Annotated in this window: 13 protein-coding genes; 11 read left to right on the top strand and 2 right to left on the bottom strand. The window is 70.7% G+C overall.

Features of this window, described 5'->3' with window-relative positions; translation table 11 throughout:
- Nucleotides 1-4: 4 nt before the first annotated feature.
- Nucleotides 5-1,924 carry a molybdopterin oxidoreductase family protein gene (locus tag HNR57_RS02695; protein WP_184555285.1) on the bottom strand — a complete coding sequence of 640 codons (1,920 nt, stop codon included), beginning with the start codon at nt 1,922-1,924 and terminating at the stop codon, nt 5-7.
- Nucleotides 1,921-2,892: a 2-dehydropantoate 2-reductase gene (locus HNR57_RS02690; RefSeq protein WP_184555282.1), complete on the bottom strand. Its 972-nt coding sequence runs from the start codon at nt 2,890-2,892 to the stop codon at nt 1,921-1,923. Before HNR57_RS02690 ends, HNR57_RS02695 begins: the two co-directional genes overlap by 4 nt.
- Before the next feature lie 236 nt (nt 2,893-3,128).
- Between HNR57_RS02690 and HNR57_RS02685 the strand changes: the two genes are divergently transcribed.
- The 11 genes from HNR57_RS02685 to HNR57_RS02635 all read left to right on the top strand — a co-directional run bounded on the left by HNR57_RS02685 (nt 3,129) and on the right by HNR57_RS02635 (nt 17,814).
- Complete coding sequence (locus HNR57_RS02685; RefSeq protein WP_184555279.1) at nt 3,129-4,463, top strand: OFA family MFS transporter; 1,335 nt, start codon at nt 3,129-3,131, stop codon at nt 4,461-4,463.
- Nucleotides 4,432-4,572 carry an MFS transporter small subunit gene (locus HNR57_RS02680; RefSeq protein ID WP_167526639.1) on the top strand — a complete coding sequence of 47 codons (141 nt, stop codon included), beginning with the start codon at nt 4,432-4,434 and terminating at the stop codon, nt 4,570-4,572. Before HNR57_RS02685 ends, HNR57_RS02680 begins: the two co-directional genes overlap by 32 nt.
- A gap of 147 nt (nt 4,573-4,719) precedes the next feature.
- Complete coding sequence (locus tag HNR57_RS02675; protein ID WP_184555276.1) at nt 4,720-5,658, top strand: beta-ketoacyl-ACP synthase III; 939 nt, start codon at nt 4,720-4,722, stop codon at nt 5,656-5,658.
- A 147-nt stretch (nt 5,659-5,805) separates the two neighbouring features.
- Entirely contained in the window at nt 5,806-6,483 is a 678-nt protein-coding gene (locus HNR57_RS02670) for a GntR family transcriptional regulator (RefSeq protein ID WP_184555273.1), read from the top strand.
- 201 nt (nt 6,484-6,684) lie between these two features.
- Nucleotides 6,685-7,866, top strand: a complete 1,182-nt coding sequence (locus HNR57_RS02665; RefSeq protein ID WP_184555270.1) for an ROK family protein — start codon at nt 6,685-6,687, stop codon at nt 7,864-7,866.
- Nucleotides 7,867-7,951: 85 nt separating this feature from the next.
- A complete protein-coding gene (locus tag HNR57_RS02660; RefSeq protein ID WP_184555267.1) occupies nt 7,952-9,469 on the top strand; it encodes a sugar ABC transporter ATP-binding protein in 1,518 nt (505 codons plus the stop codon).
- Nucleotides 9,466-10,485: an ABC transporter permease gene (locus HNR57_RS02655; protein WP_184555264.1), complete on the top strand. Its 1,020-nt coding sequence runs from the start codon at nt 9,466-9,468 to the stop codon at nt 10,483-10,485. The genes HNR57_RS02660 and HNR57_RS02655 overlap by 4 nt, the downstream gene beginning before the upstream one ends.
- Before the next feature lie 17 nt (nt 10,486-10,502).
- Nucleotides 10,503-11,549 (top strand): substrate-binding domain-containing protein, encoded by a 1,047-nt coding sequence (locus HNR57_RS02650; protein ID WP_184555261.1) that lies wholly within the window; start codon nt 10,503-10,505, stop codon nt 11,547-11,549.
- Between the two features lie 55 nt (nt 11,550-11,604).
- A complete protein-coding gene (locus HNR57_RS02645; protein WP_184555258.1) occupies nt 11,605-12,816 on the top strand; it encodes a Gfo/Idh/MocA family protein in 1,212 nt (403 codons plus the stop codon).
- 14 nt (nt 12,817-12,830) lie between these two features.
- The gene (locus tag HNR57_RS02640) at nt 12,831-13,829 is read left to right on the top strand and encodes a sugar phosphate isomerase/epimerase family protein (RefSeq protein ID WP_184555256.1); all 999 of its coding nucleotides are present in this window, start codon (nt 12,831-12,833) and stop codon (nt 13,827-13,829) included.
- A 262-nt stretch (nt 13,830-14,091) separates the two neighbouring features.
- A complete protein-coding gene (locus HNR57_RS02635; protein ID WP_184555254.1) occupies nt 14,092-17,814 on the top strand; it encodes a ThuA domain-containing protein in 3,723 nt (1,240 codons plus the stop codon).
- The last annotated feature ends 69 nt before the right edge of the window (nt 17,815-17,883 follow it).

The raw sequence follows: 17,883 nt of genomic DNA, 5'->3' as shown, positions 1-17,883 counted from the left end.
TGCGTCACCCCACGATGGTCGCGATGGGCAGCTTCTCGATCCGGATCGCCGACGCCTTGAACTCCGACGTCCCCGCGATCGGGCAGTTCGCCTCGATGGTCAGGGCGTTGGTGTCCACCTCGTCCGGGAAGTGCATGGTCATGAAGGCGAGTCCGGGGCGCAGCGCGGTGTCCACCCACACGGGCGCGGTCACCGATCCGCGCCGTGAGGTCACCTGGACGTGCTCGCCGACCACGACCCCGTAGCGCTCTGCGTCCTCCGGGCTCAGCTCGATGAACTCGCCGCGCCTGAGCGGCGAGGCGTAACCGCCGCTCTGCACACCGGTGTTGTACGAGTCGAGCCGCCGCCCCGTGGTGAGCCGGATCGGGTACCGGTCGTCGGTGAGGTCCACGGGCGGGTCGTGCTGCACGAGGCCGAAGGGCGCGAGCGGGCCGCGCCGGGAGGGGTCGGTCTCCCACAACCGGCCGTGCAGATAGGTCGGTTCGATCGCGTCCGTGCTCGGGCAGGGCCACTGGATGCCCTGGTGCTCCTCCAGGCGCTCGTACGTCATGCCGTAGTGGTCGGGCGAGACGGAGCGCAGCTCGTTCCACACGGTCTCCGCGTCGGCGTACTTCCAGTCGTGGCCGAGGCGGGAGGCGAGGTCGCAGATGATGTCGATGTCCTCGCGGGCCTCGCCGGGCGGGGTGACGGCCTTGCGGACGCGCTGGACCCGCCGCTCGCTGTTGGTGGTCGTGCCGTCGGTCTCCGCCCAGCCGGCGGTGGCCGGCAGGACGACGTCCGCGAGTCCGGCGGTCTTCGTCAGGAAGATGTCCTGCACGACCAGGAAGTCCAGCGACCGGAGCCGCCGTACGGCCTGCTCGCTGTCGGCCTCGGACTGGGCCGGGTTCTCGCCGATGCAGTACACGGCCCTCAGCGAGCCGTCCTCCATCGCCTCGAACATCTCCGTGAGGTTCAGGCCGTAGTGCGGCTGGAGCACCGTGTCCCAGGCGGACTCGAACTTCAGCCGGACGCTCGCGTCCAGGATGTCCTGGAACCCGGGCAGCCGGTTGGGGATCGCGCCCATGTCGCCGCCGCCCTGCACGTTGTTCTGCCCGCGCAGGGGCTGCAGGCCCGAGCCGTAGCGGCCGACGTGCCCGGTGAGCAGGGACAGGTTGATCAGGGCGCGGACGTTGTCGGTGCCGTTGTGGTGCTCGGTGATGCCGAGGGTCCAGCACAACTGGGCCCGTTCGGCCCGGGCGTAGGCGTGCGCCAGTTCGCGGATCGCCGCCGCCGGTACGCCCGTCACCTTCTCGGCGAGCGACGGTGTCCACGGCTCGACCAGGGCCCTGTACTCCTCGAAGCCGCTGGTCGCCCGCTCGATGAACGCCTCGTTGGCGAGCCCCGCGTGGATGATCTCGCGGCCGATCGCGTGCGCCATCGGGATGTCCGTGCCGACGTTGAGCCCCATCCAGCTCTCCGCCCACTCGGCGGTCGATGTGCGGCGTGGGTCGACCGCGTACATCCGGGCGCCGTTCCTGATCCCCTTCAGCACGTGCTGGAAGAAGATCGGGTGCGCGAACCGGGCGTTGGAGCCCCACATCACGATGACGTCGGTGTGCTCGATCTCCTCGTACGACGACGTGCCGCCGCCCGAGCCGAACGCCGCCGACAGGCCCGCCACGCTCGGGGCGTGACAGGTGCGGTTGCAGGAGTCGACGTTGTTGGTGCCCATGACGACCCGGGCGAACTTCTGCGCCACGTAGTTCATCTCGTTGGTGGCGCGAGCACAGGAGAACATCCCGAACGCGCCGCGCGCCGCCTGGATGCCCCGGGCCGCCCGGTCCAGGGCCTCCTCCCAGGTCGCCTGCCGGAAGGGCTCGTCGCGGGAGTCCCGGACGAGCGGGTGCGTCAGCCGGGTGTAGGTCTTCGGTTGCCGTTTCCTCATGCGGCGCTCCTCAGCGCGAGCAGGTCCGAGAGGGCGTGCACGGTGCGCAGGGTGGGCACCGCCACGCCGGTGATCTCCGCCAGCTCGACGACCGCCGCGAGCAGCACGTCGAGTTCGAGCGGCTTGCCGCGCTCCAGGTCCTGGAGCGTGGAGGTGCGGTGGTCGCCGACCCGCTCGGCACCCGCGAGCCGGCGCTCGATGGAGACCCCGACCTCGCAGCCGAGGGCCTCGGCGACCGCCAGCGTCTCGGTCATCATGATCTCGATGACCTTGCGGGTGCCGCCGTGCAGGCACATCTGGCGCATGGTCGCGCGGGCCAGGGCGCTGATCGGGTTGAAGGAGATGTTGCCGAGCAGCTTGACCCAGATGTCGCTGCGCAGGTCCGGTTCGACCGGGCACTTCAGCCCGCCCGCCTGCATGGCCTCGCTGAACGCGAGGCAGCGCGCGGAGCGGCTGCGGTCGGGCTCGCCGATGGAGAATCTCGTGCCCTCCAAGTGGCGTACGACGCCCGGCCCTTCGAGTTCGGTCGCCGCGTAGACGACACAGCCGACGGCCCGTTCGGGCGCGAGCACCGCACTGACCGCGCCGTCCGGGTCGACACTCTCGACACGGTGGCCGTCGTACGGGCCGCCGTGCCGGTGGAAGTACCACCAGGGGATGCCGTTCTGGGCCGCGACGACCGAGGTCGTCTCGTGCAGCAGGGGCGCGATCAGCGGCCCGCATGCCGCGTACGCGTTGGCCTTCAGGCCCAGGAAGACATGGTCGACCGGGCCGACCTCGGCCGGGTCGTCGGTGGCGTGGGGGCGCGCGGTGAAGTCGCCGCGTGGGCTGCGCACCCGGACTCCGTGCTGCCTCATGGCCGCCAGGTGCGGTCCACGCGCGATGAGATGCACCTCGGCGCCCGCGCGGTGGAGCGCGGCGCCGACGTAGGCGCCGATGGCACCGGCGCCGAGAACTGCGACTTTCACGGGAACACTCCGTTCGGTTCGAGGGATACCGCGGAGGTGGCTGCCGTCCGGCCGCCCGACGGGTCGCGTCATGGCTCGCGGACGGCTTGTGTCGACGAAATATTGTCTACAGTATGGAGGTTGGGTGGGCAAGGGGCCGTGCGCCGACCGTTCGGCGCATGCCGGATACCGTTCACCGCATACGGTCGACGCCGCGTCTTCTCAACTCCCCCGCGGATCCCTACCGTCCGGGGTTCATGAGTCCCCCAGTCGCGCCCCCGGGCTGGAGCCGCTGGCTCGTTCCGCCCGCCGCTCTCTCCGTCCATCTCTCCATCGGCCAGGCCTACGCCTGGAGCGTGTTCAAACCGCCCCTGGAGTCCGCGCTCGGCCTCAGCGGCACCCAGAGCGCGCTGCCCTTCCAGCTGGGCATCGTCATGCTGGGCCTGTCCGCCGCGTTCGGCGGCACGCTCGTGGAGCGCAAGGGCCCGCGCTGGGCGATGACCGTCGCCCTGATCTGCTTCTCCTCCGGCTTCCTGCTCTCCGCGCTGGGCGCGTCCCTGGACCAGTACTGGCTCATCGTGTTCGGCTACGGCTTCGTCGGCGGCATCGGTCTCGGCATCGGCTACATCTCGCCCGTCTCCACGCTGATCAAGTGGTTCCCGGACCGGCCCGGCATGGCCACCGGCATCGCCATCATGGGCTTCGGCGGCGGCGCGCTCATCGCCTCGCCGTGGTCGGCCCAGATGCTGGAGTCGTTCGGCGGCGACAGCTCCGGCATCGCGCTCGCCTTCCTCGTGCACGGGCTGTCGTACGCGGTCTTCATGCTGCTGGGTGTGCTGTTGGTCCGGGTTCCGCGTCATGCCCCAGGCGCGCGGGGAACTGCGCGACAAGCCCCCACCGGCCCGCAGGTCTCCGCCAACCAGGCCCTGCGCACCCCGCAGTTCTGGTGCCTGTGGATCGTGCTCTGTATGAACGTCACCGCCGGCATCGGCATCCTGGAGAAGGCCGCGCCGATGATCACGGACTTCTTCGCGGACACCTCCACTCCGGTGTCGGTGACGGCCGCCGCCGGCTTCGTCGCGCTGCTGTCCGCGGCGAACATGGCCGGACGCATCGGCTGGTCCTCGACGTCCGACCTCATCGGCCGCAAGAACATCTACCGCGTCTACCTGGGTGTCGGCGCGCTGATGTATGCCCTCATCGCCCTCTTGGGCGACTCCTCCAAGCCGCTGTTCGTCCTGTGCGCACTGGTCATCCTCTCCTTCTACGGCGGGGGTTTCGCCACGGTTCCGGCCTATCTGAAGGATTTGTTCGGTACGTACCAGGTCGGCGCCATCCACGGGCGGCTGCTCACCGCCTGGTCCACGGCCGGGGTGCTCGGCCCGCTGATCGTGAACTGGATCGCCGACCGGCAGGAGGAGGCGGGCCGGCACGGCGCGTCCCTGTACGGGCTGTCCTTCGTCATCATGATCGGGCTGCTCGTCGTCGGCTTCGTCGCCAACGAACTGATCCGGCCCGTCGACCCCCGCCATCACGTCCCCGCCCCGAAGGAGGCCGCCCGTGTCGAGCGACAGCAGTCAGAGTCCGCCTAGCCCGGACCGGCGGTGGCTGATCGCCCTCGCCTGGGTGTGGGTCGGCGTACCGCTCGCCTACGGGCTGTACGAACTGGTGCGAAAGGCGACGCAACTGTTCACCGGGTAAGGGTCGACAGGTGCCACGACGTCCGAGGTGCTGACAGAAGCTACAACCCCGGCGCCCGTTTCCTGTCGCCTCGGATGCCGCCGTACCCGTGAGTCACTGATCAGACTGGTGGATCCGCTACCCAAGGCAACGAGGGGGATCCACCCAATGAACGGCTCGCGCATCGCCGCCGTCGGCCACTACCAGCCCGCCAAGGTGCTCACCAACGAGGACCTGGCGGGCCTGGTGGACACCAGTGACGAGTGGATCAGGAGCCGGGTGGGCATCCGCACGCGCCACATCGCGGGCCCCGACGAACCGGTCGACGAACTGGCCGCCCACGCCGCCGCCAAGGCCCTGGCCGCCGCCGGTCTGAGCCCGGCCGACATCGACCTGGTGCTGGTCGCCACCTCCACCGCCGTCGACCGCTCGCCCAACATGGCCGCCCGGGTCGCGGCCCGCCTGGGCATCCCGCAGGCCGCCACCATGGACCTCAACGTCGTGTGCGCCGGCTTCACCCACGCCCTGGCCACCGCCGACCACGCCGTCCGCGCGGGGGGCGCGAGCCGGGTGCTGGTCATCGGGGCCGACAAGATGTCCGAGGTGGCCGACTGGAGCGACCGCACCACATGCGTGCTCGTCGGCGACGGGGCGGGCGCCGCGGTGGTGGAGGCCGCCGACGAGCCGGCCATCGGGCCGGTGCTGTGGGGCTCGGTGCCCGAGATGGGCAACGCGGTGCGCATCGAGGGCACCCCGCCGCGCTTCGCCCAGGAGGGGCAGAGCGTCTACCGCTGGGCCACCACGCAGCTGCCGCCGATAGCGCGCCGGGCCTGCGAGCGGGCCGGTCTGGAGCCGGCCGACCTCGCCGGAGTCGTGCTGCACCAGGCGAACCTGCGCATCATCGAACCCCTCGCGGAGAAGATCGGCGCCGTCAACGCCGTCGTCGCGCGCGATGTCACCGAGTCCGGCAACACCTCGGCCGCGAGCATCCCGCTGGCCTTCTCGAAGCTCATCGAGCAGGGAGCGGTCGCCACGGGCGACCCGGTGCTGCTGTTCGGCTTCGGCGGGAACCTGTCGTACGCGGGGCAGGTCGTGCGCTGCCCCTGAGCGGCGAGGCGGTGTGACGCGGTCAACTCCCCGAAACGCTGGCTCTTGTGCGCCGTAGACTGTAGACGAAAGACAATCGATACTGACTCTGCGGCGACACCGGCTCGCGCCGCGCTGTGCACGGCCCTGCCGAGGAGGGGGACCGCGATGCTGTCGACAGGCCTGCCCCAGGGGGCGGTACCCAAGCTGGAACGCCCGGGTCCGCTGCGCGACCGTGTCTACGAGGCACTGCTCGAACTCATCACCACCCGTGCGCTGCAGCCCGGCCAGCATCTCGTCGAGAGCGAACTGGCCGGGCATCTCGGGGTCTCCCGGCAGCCGGTGCGCGAGGCGCTGCAGCGGCTCAACACCGAGGGGTGGGTCGATCTGCGGCCCGCCCAGGGCGCGTTCGTGCACGAACCGACGGAGGAGGAGGCCGACCAGCTCCTCACGGTCCGTACGCTCCTGGAGGCCGAGGCGGCCCGGCTCGCGGCGGCGGGCGCGAACAGTGCGGGCATCGCCGCCCTGGAAGCGCTGTGCGCGGAGGGCGAGAAGGCCGTCGAGGCCGACGACGTGGACGGGGCCGTCGCCATGAACGCCCGCTTCCACGCCAAGATCATGGAGCTTGCCGGCAACGCGGTCCTCGCCGAACTCGCCGCCCAGGTCGACCGGCGCGTGCGCTGGTACTACACGCCGGTGGCCCGGCAGCGCGGCCATCAGTCCTGGATCGAGCACCGCGAACTGATCGCCGCGGTCGCCGACCGGGACGAACAGCGCGCCACCCGGCTGATGCGCGACCACACGGAGCACACGCGCCGGTCGTACCACGCGCGTTCGCGCTCGTAGCGCCCCCACACCCGTCTCGCGGCGCGAGACACCCCTCACTGCTTCTTTGTCCTCTGAGTGGAAAAAGTAGAGGGCAATTCCTGCGCGACTTCTTCCCACCTCCGGCAGCCGCTGCTACGTTCCCTCCGAAAGCACGCCACCGAGGTGGCGGAAAACCGGCGCGCAGAGGCCGATCGAGGCGGGGAGGGGCTCGTGAGACGCATGACCGCACGACCCGCGAACGCCCACCAGGCCCGGCTGCTCACGCTGTTGCGCGACGGCGGCCCCAACTCCCGCGCCCAGCTGGGCGACCAGGTCGACCTCTCGCGGTCCAAGCTGGCCGTGGAGGTGGACCGGCTGCCGGAGACGGGGCTGGTCGTGGCCGACGGACTCGCCGCCTCGCGCGGTGGCCGCCGTTCCCACAACATCCGGCTCAACCCCGAGCTGCGCTTCCTCGGCGTCGACATCGGCGCGACCTCGGTCGACGTCGCCGTCACCAACGCCGAGCTGGAGACCCTCGGGCACCTCAACCAGCCCATGGACGTGCGCGAAGGCCCCGTCGCGGTCTTCGAGCAGGTCCTCGCCATGGCCGCGAAACTGAGGGCCTCCGGGCTCGCGGAAGGGTTCGACGGCGCCGGCATCGGCGTCCCGGGCCCGGTCCGCTTCCCCGAGGGCATCCCGGTGGCACCGCCGATCATGCCCGGCTGGGACGGCTTCCCCGTGCGGGAGGCGCTCAGCCAGGAACTCGGCTGTCCGGTCATGGTCGACAACGACGTGAACCTCATGGCGATGGGGGAGCAGCACGCGGGCGTCGCCCGCACCGTCGCCGACTTCCTCTGCGTCAAGATCGGCACCGGCATCGGCTGCGGCATCGTCGTCGGCGGTGAGGTCTACCGCGGTACGACGGGCAGCGCCGGCGACATCGGGCACATCCAGGCCGTCCCCGACGGCCGCCCGTGCGCCTGCGGCAACCGGGGCTGCCTGGAGGCCCACTTCAGCGGGGCCGCCCTGGCCCGCGACGCCGTGGAAGCCGCCCAGCAGGGGCTCTCGGCCGAACTGGCCTCGCGGCTGGAGACGAACGGCGGCCTCACCGCCGTCGATGTCGCCGCCGCGGCCTCCGCCGGTGACGCCACGGCCCTCGACCTGATCCGCGAGGGCGGCAACCGCACCGGCCAGGTCATCGCCGGCCTGGTCAGCTTCTTCAACCCGGGCCTGGTGGTGATCGGCGGCGGGGTGACCGGCCTCGGCCACACCCTGCTCGCCGCGATCCGCACCCAGGTCTACCGCCAGTCGCTGCCCCTGGCGACCGGCAACCTGCCCATCGTCCTGGGCGAGCTGGGCCCCACCGCCGGCGTCATCGGCGGGGCCCGGCTGATCAGCGACCATCTCTTCTCACCTGCGTAGTCACTGAGTTCAGTACCGCGTACCAGCACCGCGCTCTGCTTCGCCCTGCCCTGAAACCGGCCCGCACGCCCGCCAAGGGGACCTCATGGCACCAGAACCACCGCTGCTCAGCATGTCCGGCATCACCAAGTCGTTCCCCGGAGTCCGGGCCCTCGACGGCGTCGACCTCGACGTCCAGGCCGGTGAGGTGCACTGCCTGCTCGGCCAGAACGGGGCCGGCAAGTCCACGCTCATCAAGGTCCTCGCCGGCGCCCACCAGCCCGACACGGGAACCATCCGCTGGCGGGGCGAGGAGGTGACGCTCCGCTCGCCGATCGCCGCCATGCGCCTCGGCATCGCCACCATCTACCAGGAACTCGACCTGGTGGAGCACCTGTCGGTCGCCGAGAACGTCCACCTGGGACATGAGCCGACCGCGGCCGGGTTCGTCGTACGCGGCAAGGCGGCCAAGGCGTCAACGGCCGCTCTGCTCAAGCGACTCGGGCATGCGGAGATCGACCCGGCCCGGCTTGTCGGCGAACTGTCGGCGGCGCAGCAGCAGATCGTGTCCATGGCGCGGGCGCTCTCCCACGACGTGCGGCTCATCGTGATGGACGAGCCGTCCGCGGCCCTCGACCCGGACGAGGTCGACAACCTCTTCCGCATCGTCGGCGACCTCACCGCCGCCGGAGTCGCCGTCGTCTACATCTCGCACCGCCTGGAGGAGATCCGCCGCATCGGCGACCGGGTGACGGTGCTGAAGGACGGCCGGGCCGTCGCGAACGGGCTCCCGGCGAAGTCCACCCCGACCCGCGAGGTCGTCGCCCTGATGACCGGCCGCAACGTCGAGTACGTCTTCCCCGGCCGGCCCGTCTCCCCGCCGCCCGGCGAACCCGTCCTGACGGTGCGGGGACTGTCCCGGCAAGGGGAGTTCGAGCCGTTCGACCTCGACGTCCGGCCGGGCGAGATCGTCGGCCTGGCCGGACTCGTCGGCTCGGGCCGCTCCGAGATCCTGGAGACCGTCTACGGCGCCCGCAAACCGACGACCGGTCAGGTGCGGGTCGGCGGCAAGGCCCTGAAGCCCGGCAGCGTACGGGCCGCCGTCCGGGCCGGACTCGGGCTCGCCCCCGAGGAACGCAAGGCGCAGGGACTGCTGATGCTGGAGTCCGTCACCCGCAACGTGTCGGTCTCCTCCATGTCCCGCTTCTCCCGCGCCGGCTGGATCGACCGGGGCGCCGAACTCGGCGCCGCCCGGGCCGCGACCCGCGAGCTGTCGCTGCGGCCCGACAACCCGTCCGTGCCCGTGCGCACCCTGTCCGGCGGCAACCAGCAGAAGGCGGTCCTCGCCCGCTGGCTGCTGCGCGGCTGCAAGGTGCTGCTGCTCGACGAACCCACCCGCGGCGTCGACGTCGGAGCCCGCGCCGAGCTCTACGCGGTCATCCGCCGGCTCGCCGACGAGGGCCTCGCCGTGCTGCTGGTCTCCAGCGAGGTGCCCGAGGTGCTCGGCCTCGCCGACCGCGTCCTGGTGCTGCGCGAGGGCCGTGTCGTCCACACGGCACCCGCGCGCGAACTCGACGAACACCGCGTACTCGACCTGGTCATGGAAGGAAGCCCGGCGTCATGACGCAGCCCGTCTCCCCGCCCCGGGACAGCAGCACCGACAAGGTGCCCCAGGCCCGGCCCCCCGCCTGGCGCGGCCTGCCGGCCCGCGCCGACGTCCGCACGCTGTCCCTGCTCGGCGTACTCGCCGCGCTGATCCTCATCGGCGGCATCACCAAGCCCGACGAGTTCCTCGACAGCCGCAACCTGCAACTCGTCCTCACCCAGGCGTCCGTCATCGGCGTCGTCACCGTCGGCATGACCTTCGTCATCATCTCCGGCGGCATCGACCTGTCGGTCGGCGCGATCGTCGCCCTCGCCTCCGTGTGGGCCACCACCGTCGCCACCCAGGAGTACGGCTTCGCCGGCATCCTCTTCACGGCGGTGATCGTCGGAGTCGGCTGCGGCCTGGTCAACGGGGTGCTCATCGCCTACGGCGCGATGGTGCCGTTCATCGCCACCCTCGCCATGCTGGCCTCGGCCCGCGGCCTCGCCCTGCAGATCACCGACGGCAAGACGCAGATCGTCACCGTGCCGTCCGTCCTCGACCTGGGGGAGCGCGACGCCTACGTCCTCGGCGTCCCGCCGCTGGTCATGGTGTTCGCCGTCGTCACGGTCATCGGCTGGCTGGTGCTCAACCGCACCACCTTCGGACGCCGTACCGTCGCCGTCGGCGGCAACCCGGAGGCCGCCCGGCTCGCCGGCATCGACGTCCGCCGCCAGCGGCTCTACCTCTACCTGCTGTCCGGGCTGTGCTGCGGCATCGCGGCCTTCCTGCTGATCGTCCTGGCCGGCTCCGGCCAGAACACCAACGGCAACCTCTACGAACTCGACGCCATCGCCGCCGCGATCATCGGCGGCACCCTGCTCACCGGCGGCCGGGGCACCATCGTCGGCTCGGTCCTCGGCGTCCTGATCTTCACCACGATCACCAACATCTTCGCCCTGAACAACCTGCAGAGCGACGTCCAGCAGATCGCCAAGGGCGCGATCATCGTCGCCGCCGTGCTGGTCCAGCGCCGTACCGCGAGCACGACCTGAGGAAAGGGTTCCCCGCCATGCCAGAGATCACGAGCCGCAGAGGGCTGCTCTTCGGGGCCGCCGCCGTCTCCGCCGGTGCCCTCCTCACGGGGTGCACGAGCAACGAACCGTCCGACTCCGGGGACGAACCGGCCGGCAAGGACCAGCCGGTGGCCGACGACAAGCCCGGCAAGCAGGTCACCATCGGCTTCGCCGGACCGCAGGCCGACCACGGCTGGCTCAACGCCATCAACGACAACGCCAAGAGCCGCGCCGAGAAGTACTCCGACGTCACCCTGGAGATCACCGAGGGCTCCAACGACACCGCCCAGCAGATCGGCCAGATCGAGACCCTCATCAACAAGAAGGTCGACGTCCTGGTCGTGCTGCCCGCCGACGGCAAGGCCCTCACCCAGGTCGGCCTGAAGGCGATGCGCGCCGGTATCCCGGTCGTCAACCTCGACCGGATCTTCAACACCCCGCAGGCCTACCGCTGCTGGATCGGCGGCGACAACTACGGCATGGGCCTCAACGCCGGGCACTACATCGGCGAGAAGCTCAAGGGCAAGTCCGGCGCCCGCGTCATCGAACTGGCGGGCCTGGACAACCTGGAGCTCACCAAGCAGCGCACCCAGGGCTTCGACGACGCCCTGAAGAACTACCCGAACATCAAGAAGGTCGCCCGGCAGGCCGCCGAGTTCACCGTCGAGTCCGGGCAGGCCAAGATGGCCCAACTGCTCCAGGCCCAGTCGAAGTTCGACGCGCTGTGGAACCACGACGACGACCAGGGCGTGGGCGCGCTGCGCGCCATCGAGCAGGCCGGGCGCGACGACTTCCTGATGGTCGGCGGCGCCGGTGCGCTCTCCGCGTTCCAGGCCATCAAGCAGGACGACGGCGTGCTCAAGGCGACCGTGCTGTACCCGCCGACCATGGCCGCCTCCGCGATCGACCTCGCCCGTGCCCTCGGCCAGAGCAAGGGCATCGGAGGCCTCGCCGAGTTCGAGATCCCGTCGTCGCTCACGCTCTACTCGGCCGTCGTCGACAAGACCAACGTCGACCAGTACATGTCCACCGGCTTCAAGTGAGCCGCCCCGCACCCCCCACGTGCGCCACCCCGACCAGGACGAGGAGGACACCCGTATGGGACAGCCGCAGGAGCAGCCGGAGGGGACCGAGGCAGGCAAGCCACCCCTGCGCGTGGGGATGGTGGGCTACGCCTTCATGGGCGCCGCCCACTCCCAGGGCTGGCGCACCGCGGGCCGCGTCTTCGACCTGCCGCTGAACCCCGTGCAGGCCGTGATCTGCGGCCGGGACGCCGCCGCCGTCCGCGCGGCGGCCGACCGGCACGGCTGGGCCTCCACCGAGACCGACTGGCGCGCCCTCGTCGAACGGGACGACGTCGACCTCGTCGACATCTGCACTCCTGGCGACAGCCACGCCGAGATCGCCCTGGCTGCCCTGGCCGCGGGCAAGCACGTGCTGTGCGAGAAGCCCCTCGCCAACACCGTCGAGGAAGCCACCTCGATGGTGCTGGCGGCCGAGGAGGCGCACGCACGCGGCCAGGTGGCGATGGTCGGCTTCAACTACCGCCGGGTGCCCGCCACCGCCCAGGCCCGCCGCATGGTCGCCGAGGGCCGCCTGGGCAGGCTGCGGCACGTGCGGGTGACGTACCTCCAGGACTGGCTGGTCGACCCCGCGTTCCCGCTGACCTGGCGGCTGCGCAGGGAGCAGGCCGGCTCGGGCTCGCTGGGCGACCTGGGCGCGCACATCGTGGACCTCGCCCAGTACTTGGTGGGGGAGCCGCTGGCGGGCGTCTCCGCGCTGACCGAGACCTTCGTACGGGAGAGGCCCCTGCCCACCGGCGCGACCAGCGGGCTGTCCGCCGTCACGTCGGCCGGCACCGGCCAGGTCACCGTGGACGACGCGGCCCTGTTCACGGCCCGCTTCCCCTCCGGCGCCCTGGCCTCCTTCGAGGCCACCCGCTACGCCACCGGCCGCAAGAACGCCCTGCGCATCGAACTCAACGGCGAGCGCGGCTCGCTCGCCTTCGATCTTGAGCGGCTCAACGAGCTGTCCTTCCACGACGGCACCGAGCCCGGCGCCGAGGCCGGCTTCCGCCGCATCCTCGTCACCGAACCCGACCACCCCTACCTGGACGCCTGGTGGCCGCCGGGCCACGGCCTCGGCTACGAGCACACCTTCGTCCACCAGGCCCGCGACCTCGTCCACGCCATCGCCGAGGGCCGCCGCCCCGAACCCTCCTTCGCCGACGGGCTGCAGGTGCAGCGCGTGCTCGCGGCGGTGGAGGAGAGCGCCGAGAAGAACTCCGTCTACACGCCCATCGCGGTCTGAGGAGGCCCCTTTCGATGCCGCGCACTTTCACGCTCTTCACCGGCCAGTGGGCGGACCTGCCCCTGGAGGAGGTCTGCCGCCTGGCCCGCGACTTCGGCTACGACGGTCTCGAACTCGCCTGCTGGGGTGACCACTTCGAGGTCGACAAGGCGCTTTCCGACCCGGGGTACCTCGACGGCCGGCACGCCCTTCTCGACAAGTACGGCCTGAAGTGCTGGGCGATCTCGAACCATCTGGTCGGCCAGGCCGTCTGCGACGCCATCATCGACGAACGCCACCGGGCCATCCTGCCGGGGCCGGTGTGGGGCGACGGAGACCCGGAAGGTGTCCGGCAGCGGGCGGCGGACCGCATGAAGGACACCGCCCGGGCCGCTGCCGCCTTCGGTGTCGACACCGTCATCGGCTTCACCGGCTCCGCCATCTGGCACCTGGTCGCCATGTTCCCGCCCGCCCCCGAGGCGATGATCGAGCGGGGCTACCAGGACTTCGCCGACCGCTGGAACCCGATCCTGGACGTCTTCGACGCCGAGGGCGTGCGGTTCGCGCACGAGGTGCACCCCAGCGAGATCGCCTACGACTACTGGACGACCCAGCGCGCGCTGGAAGCGGTCGGCCACCGGCCCGCCTTCGGGCTGAACTTCGACCCTTCGCACTTCGTGTGGCAGGACCTCGACCCGGTCGGCTTCCTCTGGGACTTCCGTGACCGGATCTACCACGTCGACTGCAAGGAGGCCCGCAAACGCCTCGACGGGCGCAACGGCCGGCTCGGTTCCCACCTGCCCTGGGGCGACCCGCGGCGCGGCTGGGACTTCGTCTCCGCCGGGCACGGCGACGTCCCGTGGGAGGACGTCTTCCGGATGCTGCGCTCCATCGGCTACCAGGGCCCGGTCTCCGTCGAGTGGGAGGACGCCGGCATGGACCGGCTGCAGGGGGCGCCCGAGGCACTGACCCGGCTGAAGGCCTTTGACTTCGAGCCGCCCAGCGCGTCCTTCGACGCCGCGTTCAACAGCTGAACCACGCACCCGGCGCAGGTCGGGGACGGGGACCGGCAGCACCGCCGGTCCCCCCTCCGACCTGCACGGATCCCGCTTTGTCCCGTGCAGGGAGAAAGTCCGGCCGAGTCTGTCGCAAGGGGTGTTCGCCCCGGACGGACGCGGTTACCGTCCTTGATGTGTTCAGGACACACGCACCTCCGGGGTGACGGCGCACCCCGGCGCCCGCACCGCACGTCTTCGCACCCACCCGTACGGCCCACCCCGTTCCCGGAGGGACTTCGTGCACAGAACCAGACCCACAAGCGCCCGCACCCCCAGACGGCCCAGGCTCCGCACCACCGTCGCCCTGTTCACCGGCCTGCTCCTCGCCGTGGGCACCCCGGCCACCGTCGCCGGCGCCCACCCCGGCCACCCGGAGCACGACGAACCGGCAGCCGCCGAGGGCCAGTTCCAGCAGGTGCCGCTCGCCAAGGGCGAGCCCGAGACGGGCGAGCCGATGTCGCTCGCCGTGCTCCCGGACCGCAGCGTGCTGCACACCTCGCGCGACGGCACGCTGCGCCTCACCGACCAGGGCGGCGTCACCAAGGTCGCCGGCAAGATCCCCGTCTACAGCCACGACGAGGAAGGCCTCCAGGGCGTCGGCATCGACCCGGACTTCAAGAACAACCGGGCGATCTACCTCTACTACGCCCCGCCGCTCGACACCCCCGCGGGCGACGCCCCGGACACCGGCACCGCCGAGGACTTCAAGAAGTTCGACGGCGTCAACCGCCTCTCCCGCTTCGTGCTCAACGCCAACGGCACGCTGAACATGGCCAGCGAGAAGAAGGTCCTGGACGTCGCGGCCTCCCGGGGCATCTGCTGCCACGTCGGCGGCGACATCGACTTCGACGCGGACGGCAACCTCTACCTGTCGACCGGCGACGACACCAACCCCTTCGCGTCCGACGGCTTCACGCCGATCGACGACCGGCCGAACCGCAACCCGGCCTTCGACGCCCGCCGCAGCTCCGCCAACACCAACGACCTGCGCGGCAAGATCCTGCGCATCAGGGTCGCCGAGGACGGCTCGTACACGGTCCCGGAGGGCAACCTCTTCGCCCCCGGCACCGAGAAGACCCGCCCCGAGATCTACGCGATGGGCTTCCGCAACCCGTTCCGGATGAGCGTCGACGACAAGACGGGCACCCTCTACGTCGGCGACTACGGCCCGGACGCCGGCGCCGCCGACCCCAAGCGCGGCCCCGGAGGGCAGGTCGAGTTCGCCAAGGTGACCAAGCCCGCCAACTTCGGCTGGCCCTTCTGCACCGGTGACAACGACGCCTACGTCGACTACGACTTCGCCACCAAGGAGTCCGGCGAGCCGTTCGACTGCGCCGCCCCGAAGAACACCTCGCCGTACAACACGGGCCTCACCGACCTGCCGCCCGCCCAGGCCGCCTGGATCCCGTACGACGGCGGATCCCTGCCCGAGTTCGGCAGCGGCTCCGAGTCACCGATGGCCGGCCCGGTCTACCGCTACGACCCCGGCCTCGACTCCAGCGTGAAGTTCCCCGAGGCCTACGACGGTGACTTCTTCGCCGGTGAGTTCGGCCGCCGCTGGATCAAGCGCATCAAGCAGAACGCGGACGGCTCCGTCGCGAAGATCAACGACTTCCCGTGGACCGGCACCCAGATCATGGACATGGAGTTCGGCCCCGACGGCGCCCTCTACGTCCTCGACTACGGCGTCTCCTGGTTCCAGGGCGACGAGAACTCCGCCCTCTACCGGATCGAGAACGCCGAGGACGGCTTCTCGCCGATCGCCGAGGTGAGCGCCGACAAGACCTCCGGCGCGGCCGGCCTGAAGGTGAAGTTCACCGCCTCCGCCAAGGACGCCGACTCCACGAACCTCACCTACAGCTGGGACTTCGGCGACGGCACCAAGGGCGAGGGCCTCAACCCCACCCACCGCTACAAGAAGGTCGGCACCTACAGTGCCACCGTCACCGCCAAGGACCCCGAGGGCAACACCGGCAACGCCAGCATCCGGATCGTGGTCGGCAACACCGAGCCCAAGGTGAGGATCGACATCCCGGGCAACGGCGCGCTGGCCGAGTTCGGCAAGCCCGTCCCGTTCAAGGTGACCGTCACCGACCCCGAGGAGACCGTCGACTGCTCCAAGGTCAAGGTCACCTACAGCCTCGGCCACGACTCCCACGCCCACGAGCTGACCAGCGAGATGGGCTGCGAGGGCACCCTGACACCGCCCCCCGGTGACGGCGGCCACGACCCCAACGCCAACATCTACGGCGTCGTCGGCGCCGGCTACACCGACGGCGGAGCCAACGGCCAGGAGGCCCTGACCGGCACCGCCCGCACCGTCCTCCAGCCGCTGCACCGCCAGGGCGAGCACTTCACCACCCAGTCGGGCGTGTCGATCATCACCAAGACCGGCGCCAACGGCGGCAAGACCGTCGGCGACATCAACGACGGCGACTGGATCTCCTTCACTCCCTACCGGTTCGACGGGCAGAAGAAGATGACCGTGCGGGCCTCCTCCGGCGGCGCGGGCGGCTTCGTAGAGCTGCGCACCGGCTCGCCCGACGGGCCGCTGCACGGCTCGGCCTACATCCCGCCGACCGGCGGCTGGGAGACGTTCCAGAACGTCGACGTGCCCCTGCGGTCGCTGCCGAAGAAGACCACGGACATCTACCTCGTCTTCAAGGGCGGCGAGGGCGCGCTGTTCGACGTGGACGACTTCGAGTTCTCCAAGCAGCCGTTCAAGGGCGGCAAGAAGGTCCTGGTCTTCTCCAAGACCGCGGGCTTCCGCCACGACTCCATCCCCGCCGGCATCGCCGCGCTGAAGGAACTCGGCGGCCCGGCCGGCATCACGGTCGACGCCACCGAGGAGGCCAGGCAGTTCACCACGGCCAACCTCGCCAAGTACGACGCGGTGGCCTTCCTGTCCACGACCGGCGACGTGCTGAACGCCGAGCAGCAGAAGGCGTTCGAGAACTACGTCGCGGGTGGCGGCGGTTACATGGGCATCCACGCCGCAGCCGACACCGAGTACGACTGGGAGTTCTACGGCGGCCTCGTCGGCGCCTACTTCGACTCGCACCCGGCCATCCAGAAGGCCACCGTCCGCGTCGAGGACCACGACCACCCGTCCACCGGGCACCTCGGCGACGCCTGGGAGCGCACCGACGAGTGGTACAACTACCGCACCAACCCCCGTGAGCAGGCCAAGGTCCTCGCCACCCTGGACGAGACCACCTACCAGGGCGGCAGCATGAAGGGCGACCACCCGATCGCCTGGTGCCAGAGCTACGGCGGCGGCCGCTCCTTCTACACCGGCGGCGGCCACACCAAGGAGTCCTACGCCGAAGAGGCCTTCCGCGCCCACCTGCTCGGCGGCCTCCAGTACGCCACCGGCCAGGTCAAGGCGGACTGCAAGCCGGGCAAGGACTACCGGAAGATCTTCAACGGCCAGACCCTGGACGGCTGGAAGCAGGCCGGCCCCGGCAAGTTCACCGTCAAGGACGGCGTGATGGAGTCCGAGGGCGGCATGGGCCTGCTCTGGTACCAGGCCAAGGAGCTGAAGTCGTACTCGCTCAAGCTCGACTGGAAGATGCGGGGCGACGACAACTCCGGGATCTTCGTGGGCTTCCCCGCCTCCGACGACCCCTGGTCCGCGGTGAACAAGGGCTACGAGATCCAGATCGACGCCACGGACGCGGCCGACCGCACCACGGGCTCCGTCTACTCCTTCAAGTCGGCCGACATCAAGGCCCGTGACCAGGTTCTGCGGCCGCCCGGCCAGTGGAACTCCTACGAGATCAAGGTCCAGGGCGAACGCCTCCAGGTGTTCCTCAACGGAGTCAAGATCAACGACTTCACCAACAAGGACCCCCAGCGGAGCCTGACCGACGGCTACATCGGCCTGCAGAACCACGGCGCCGCCGACAAGGTCTCCTTCCGCAACATCCAGCTCAAGGAACTGCCCGTCCAGGGCCAGTGAACGGCGGCGGGCGGGGGACGCCGGACCCCCGCCCGCCGTCTCCGTACCTCCCCCCGGGGCTCGCGCACG

It is taken from the genome of Streptomyces paradoxus (genome assembly GCF_014202475.1).
In the GTDB taxonomy this organism is placed as follows: Bacteria; Actinomycetota; Actinomycetes; order Streptomycetales; family Streptomycetaceae; genus Streptomyces; species Streptomyces paradoxus.
This window is presented reverse-complemented; position numbering and strand designations above follow the sequence as displayed.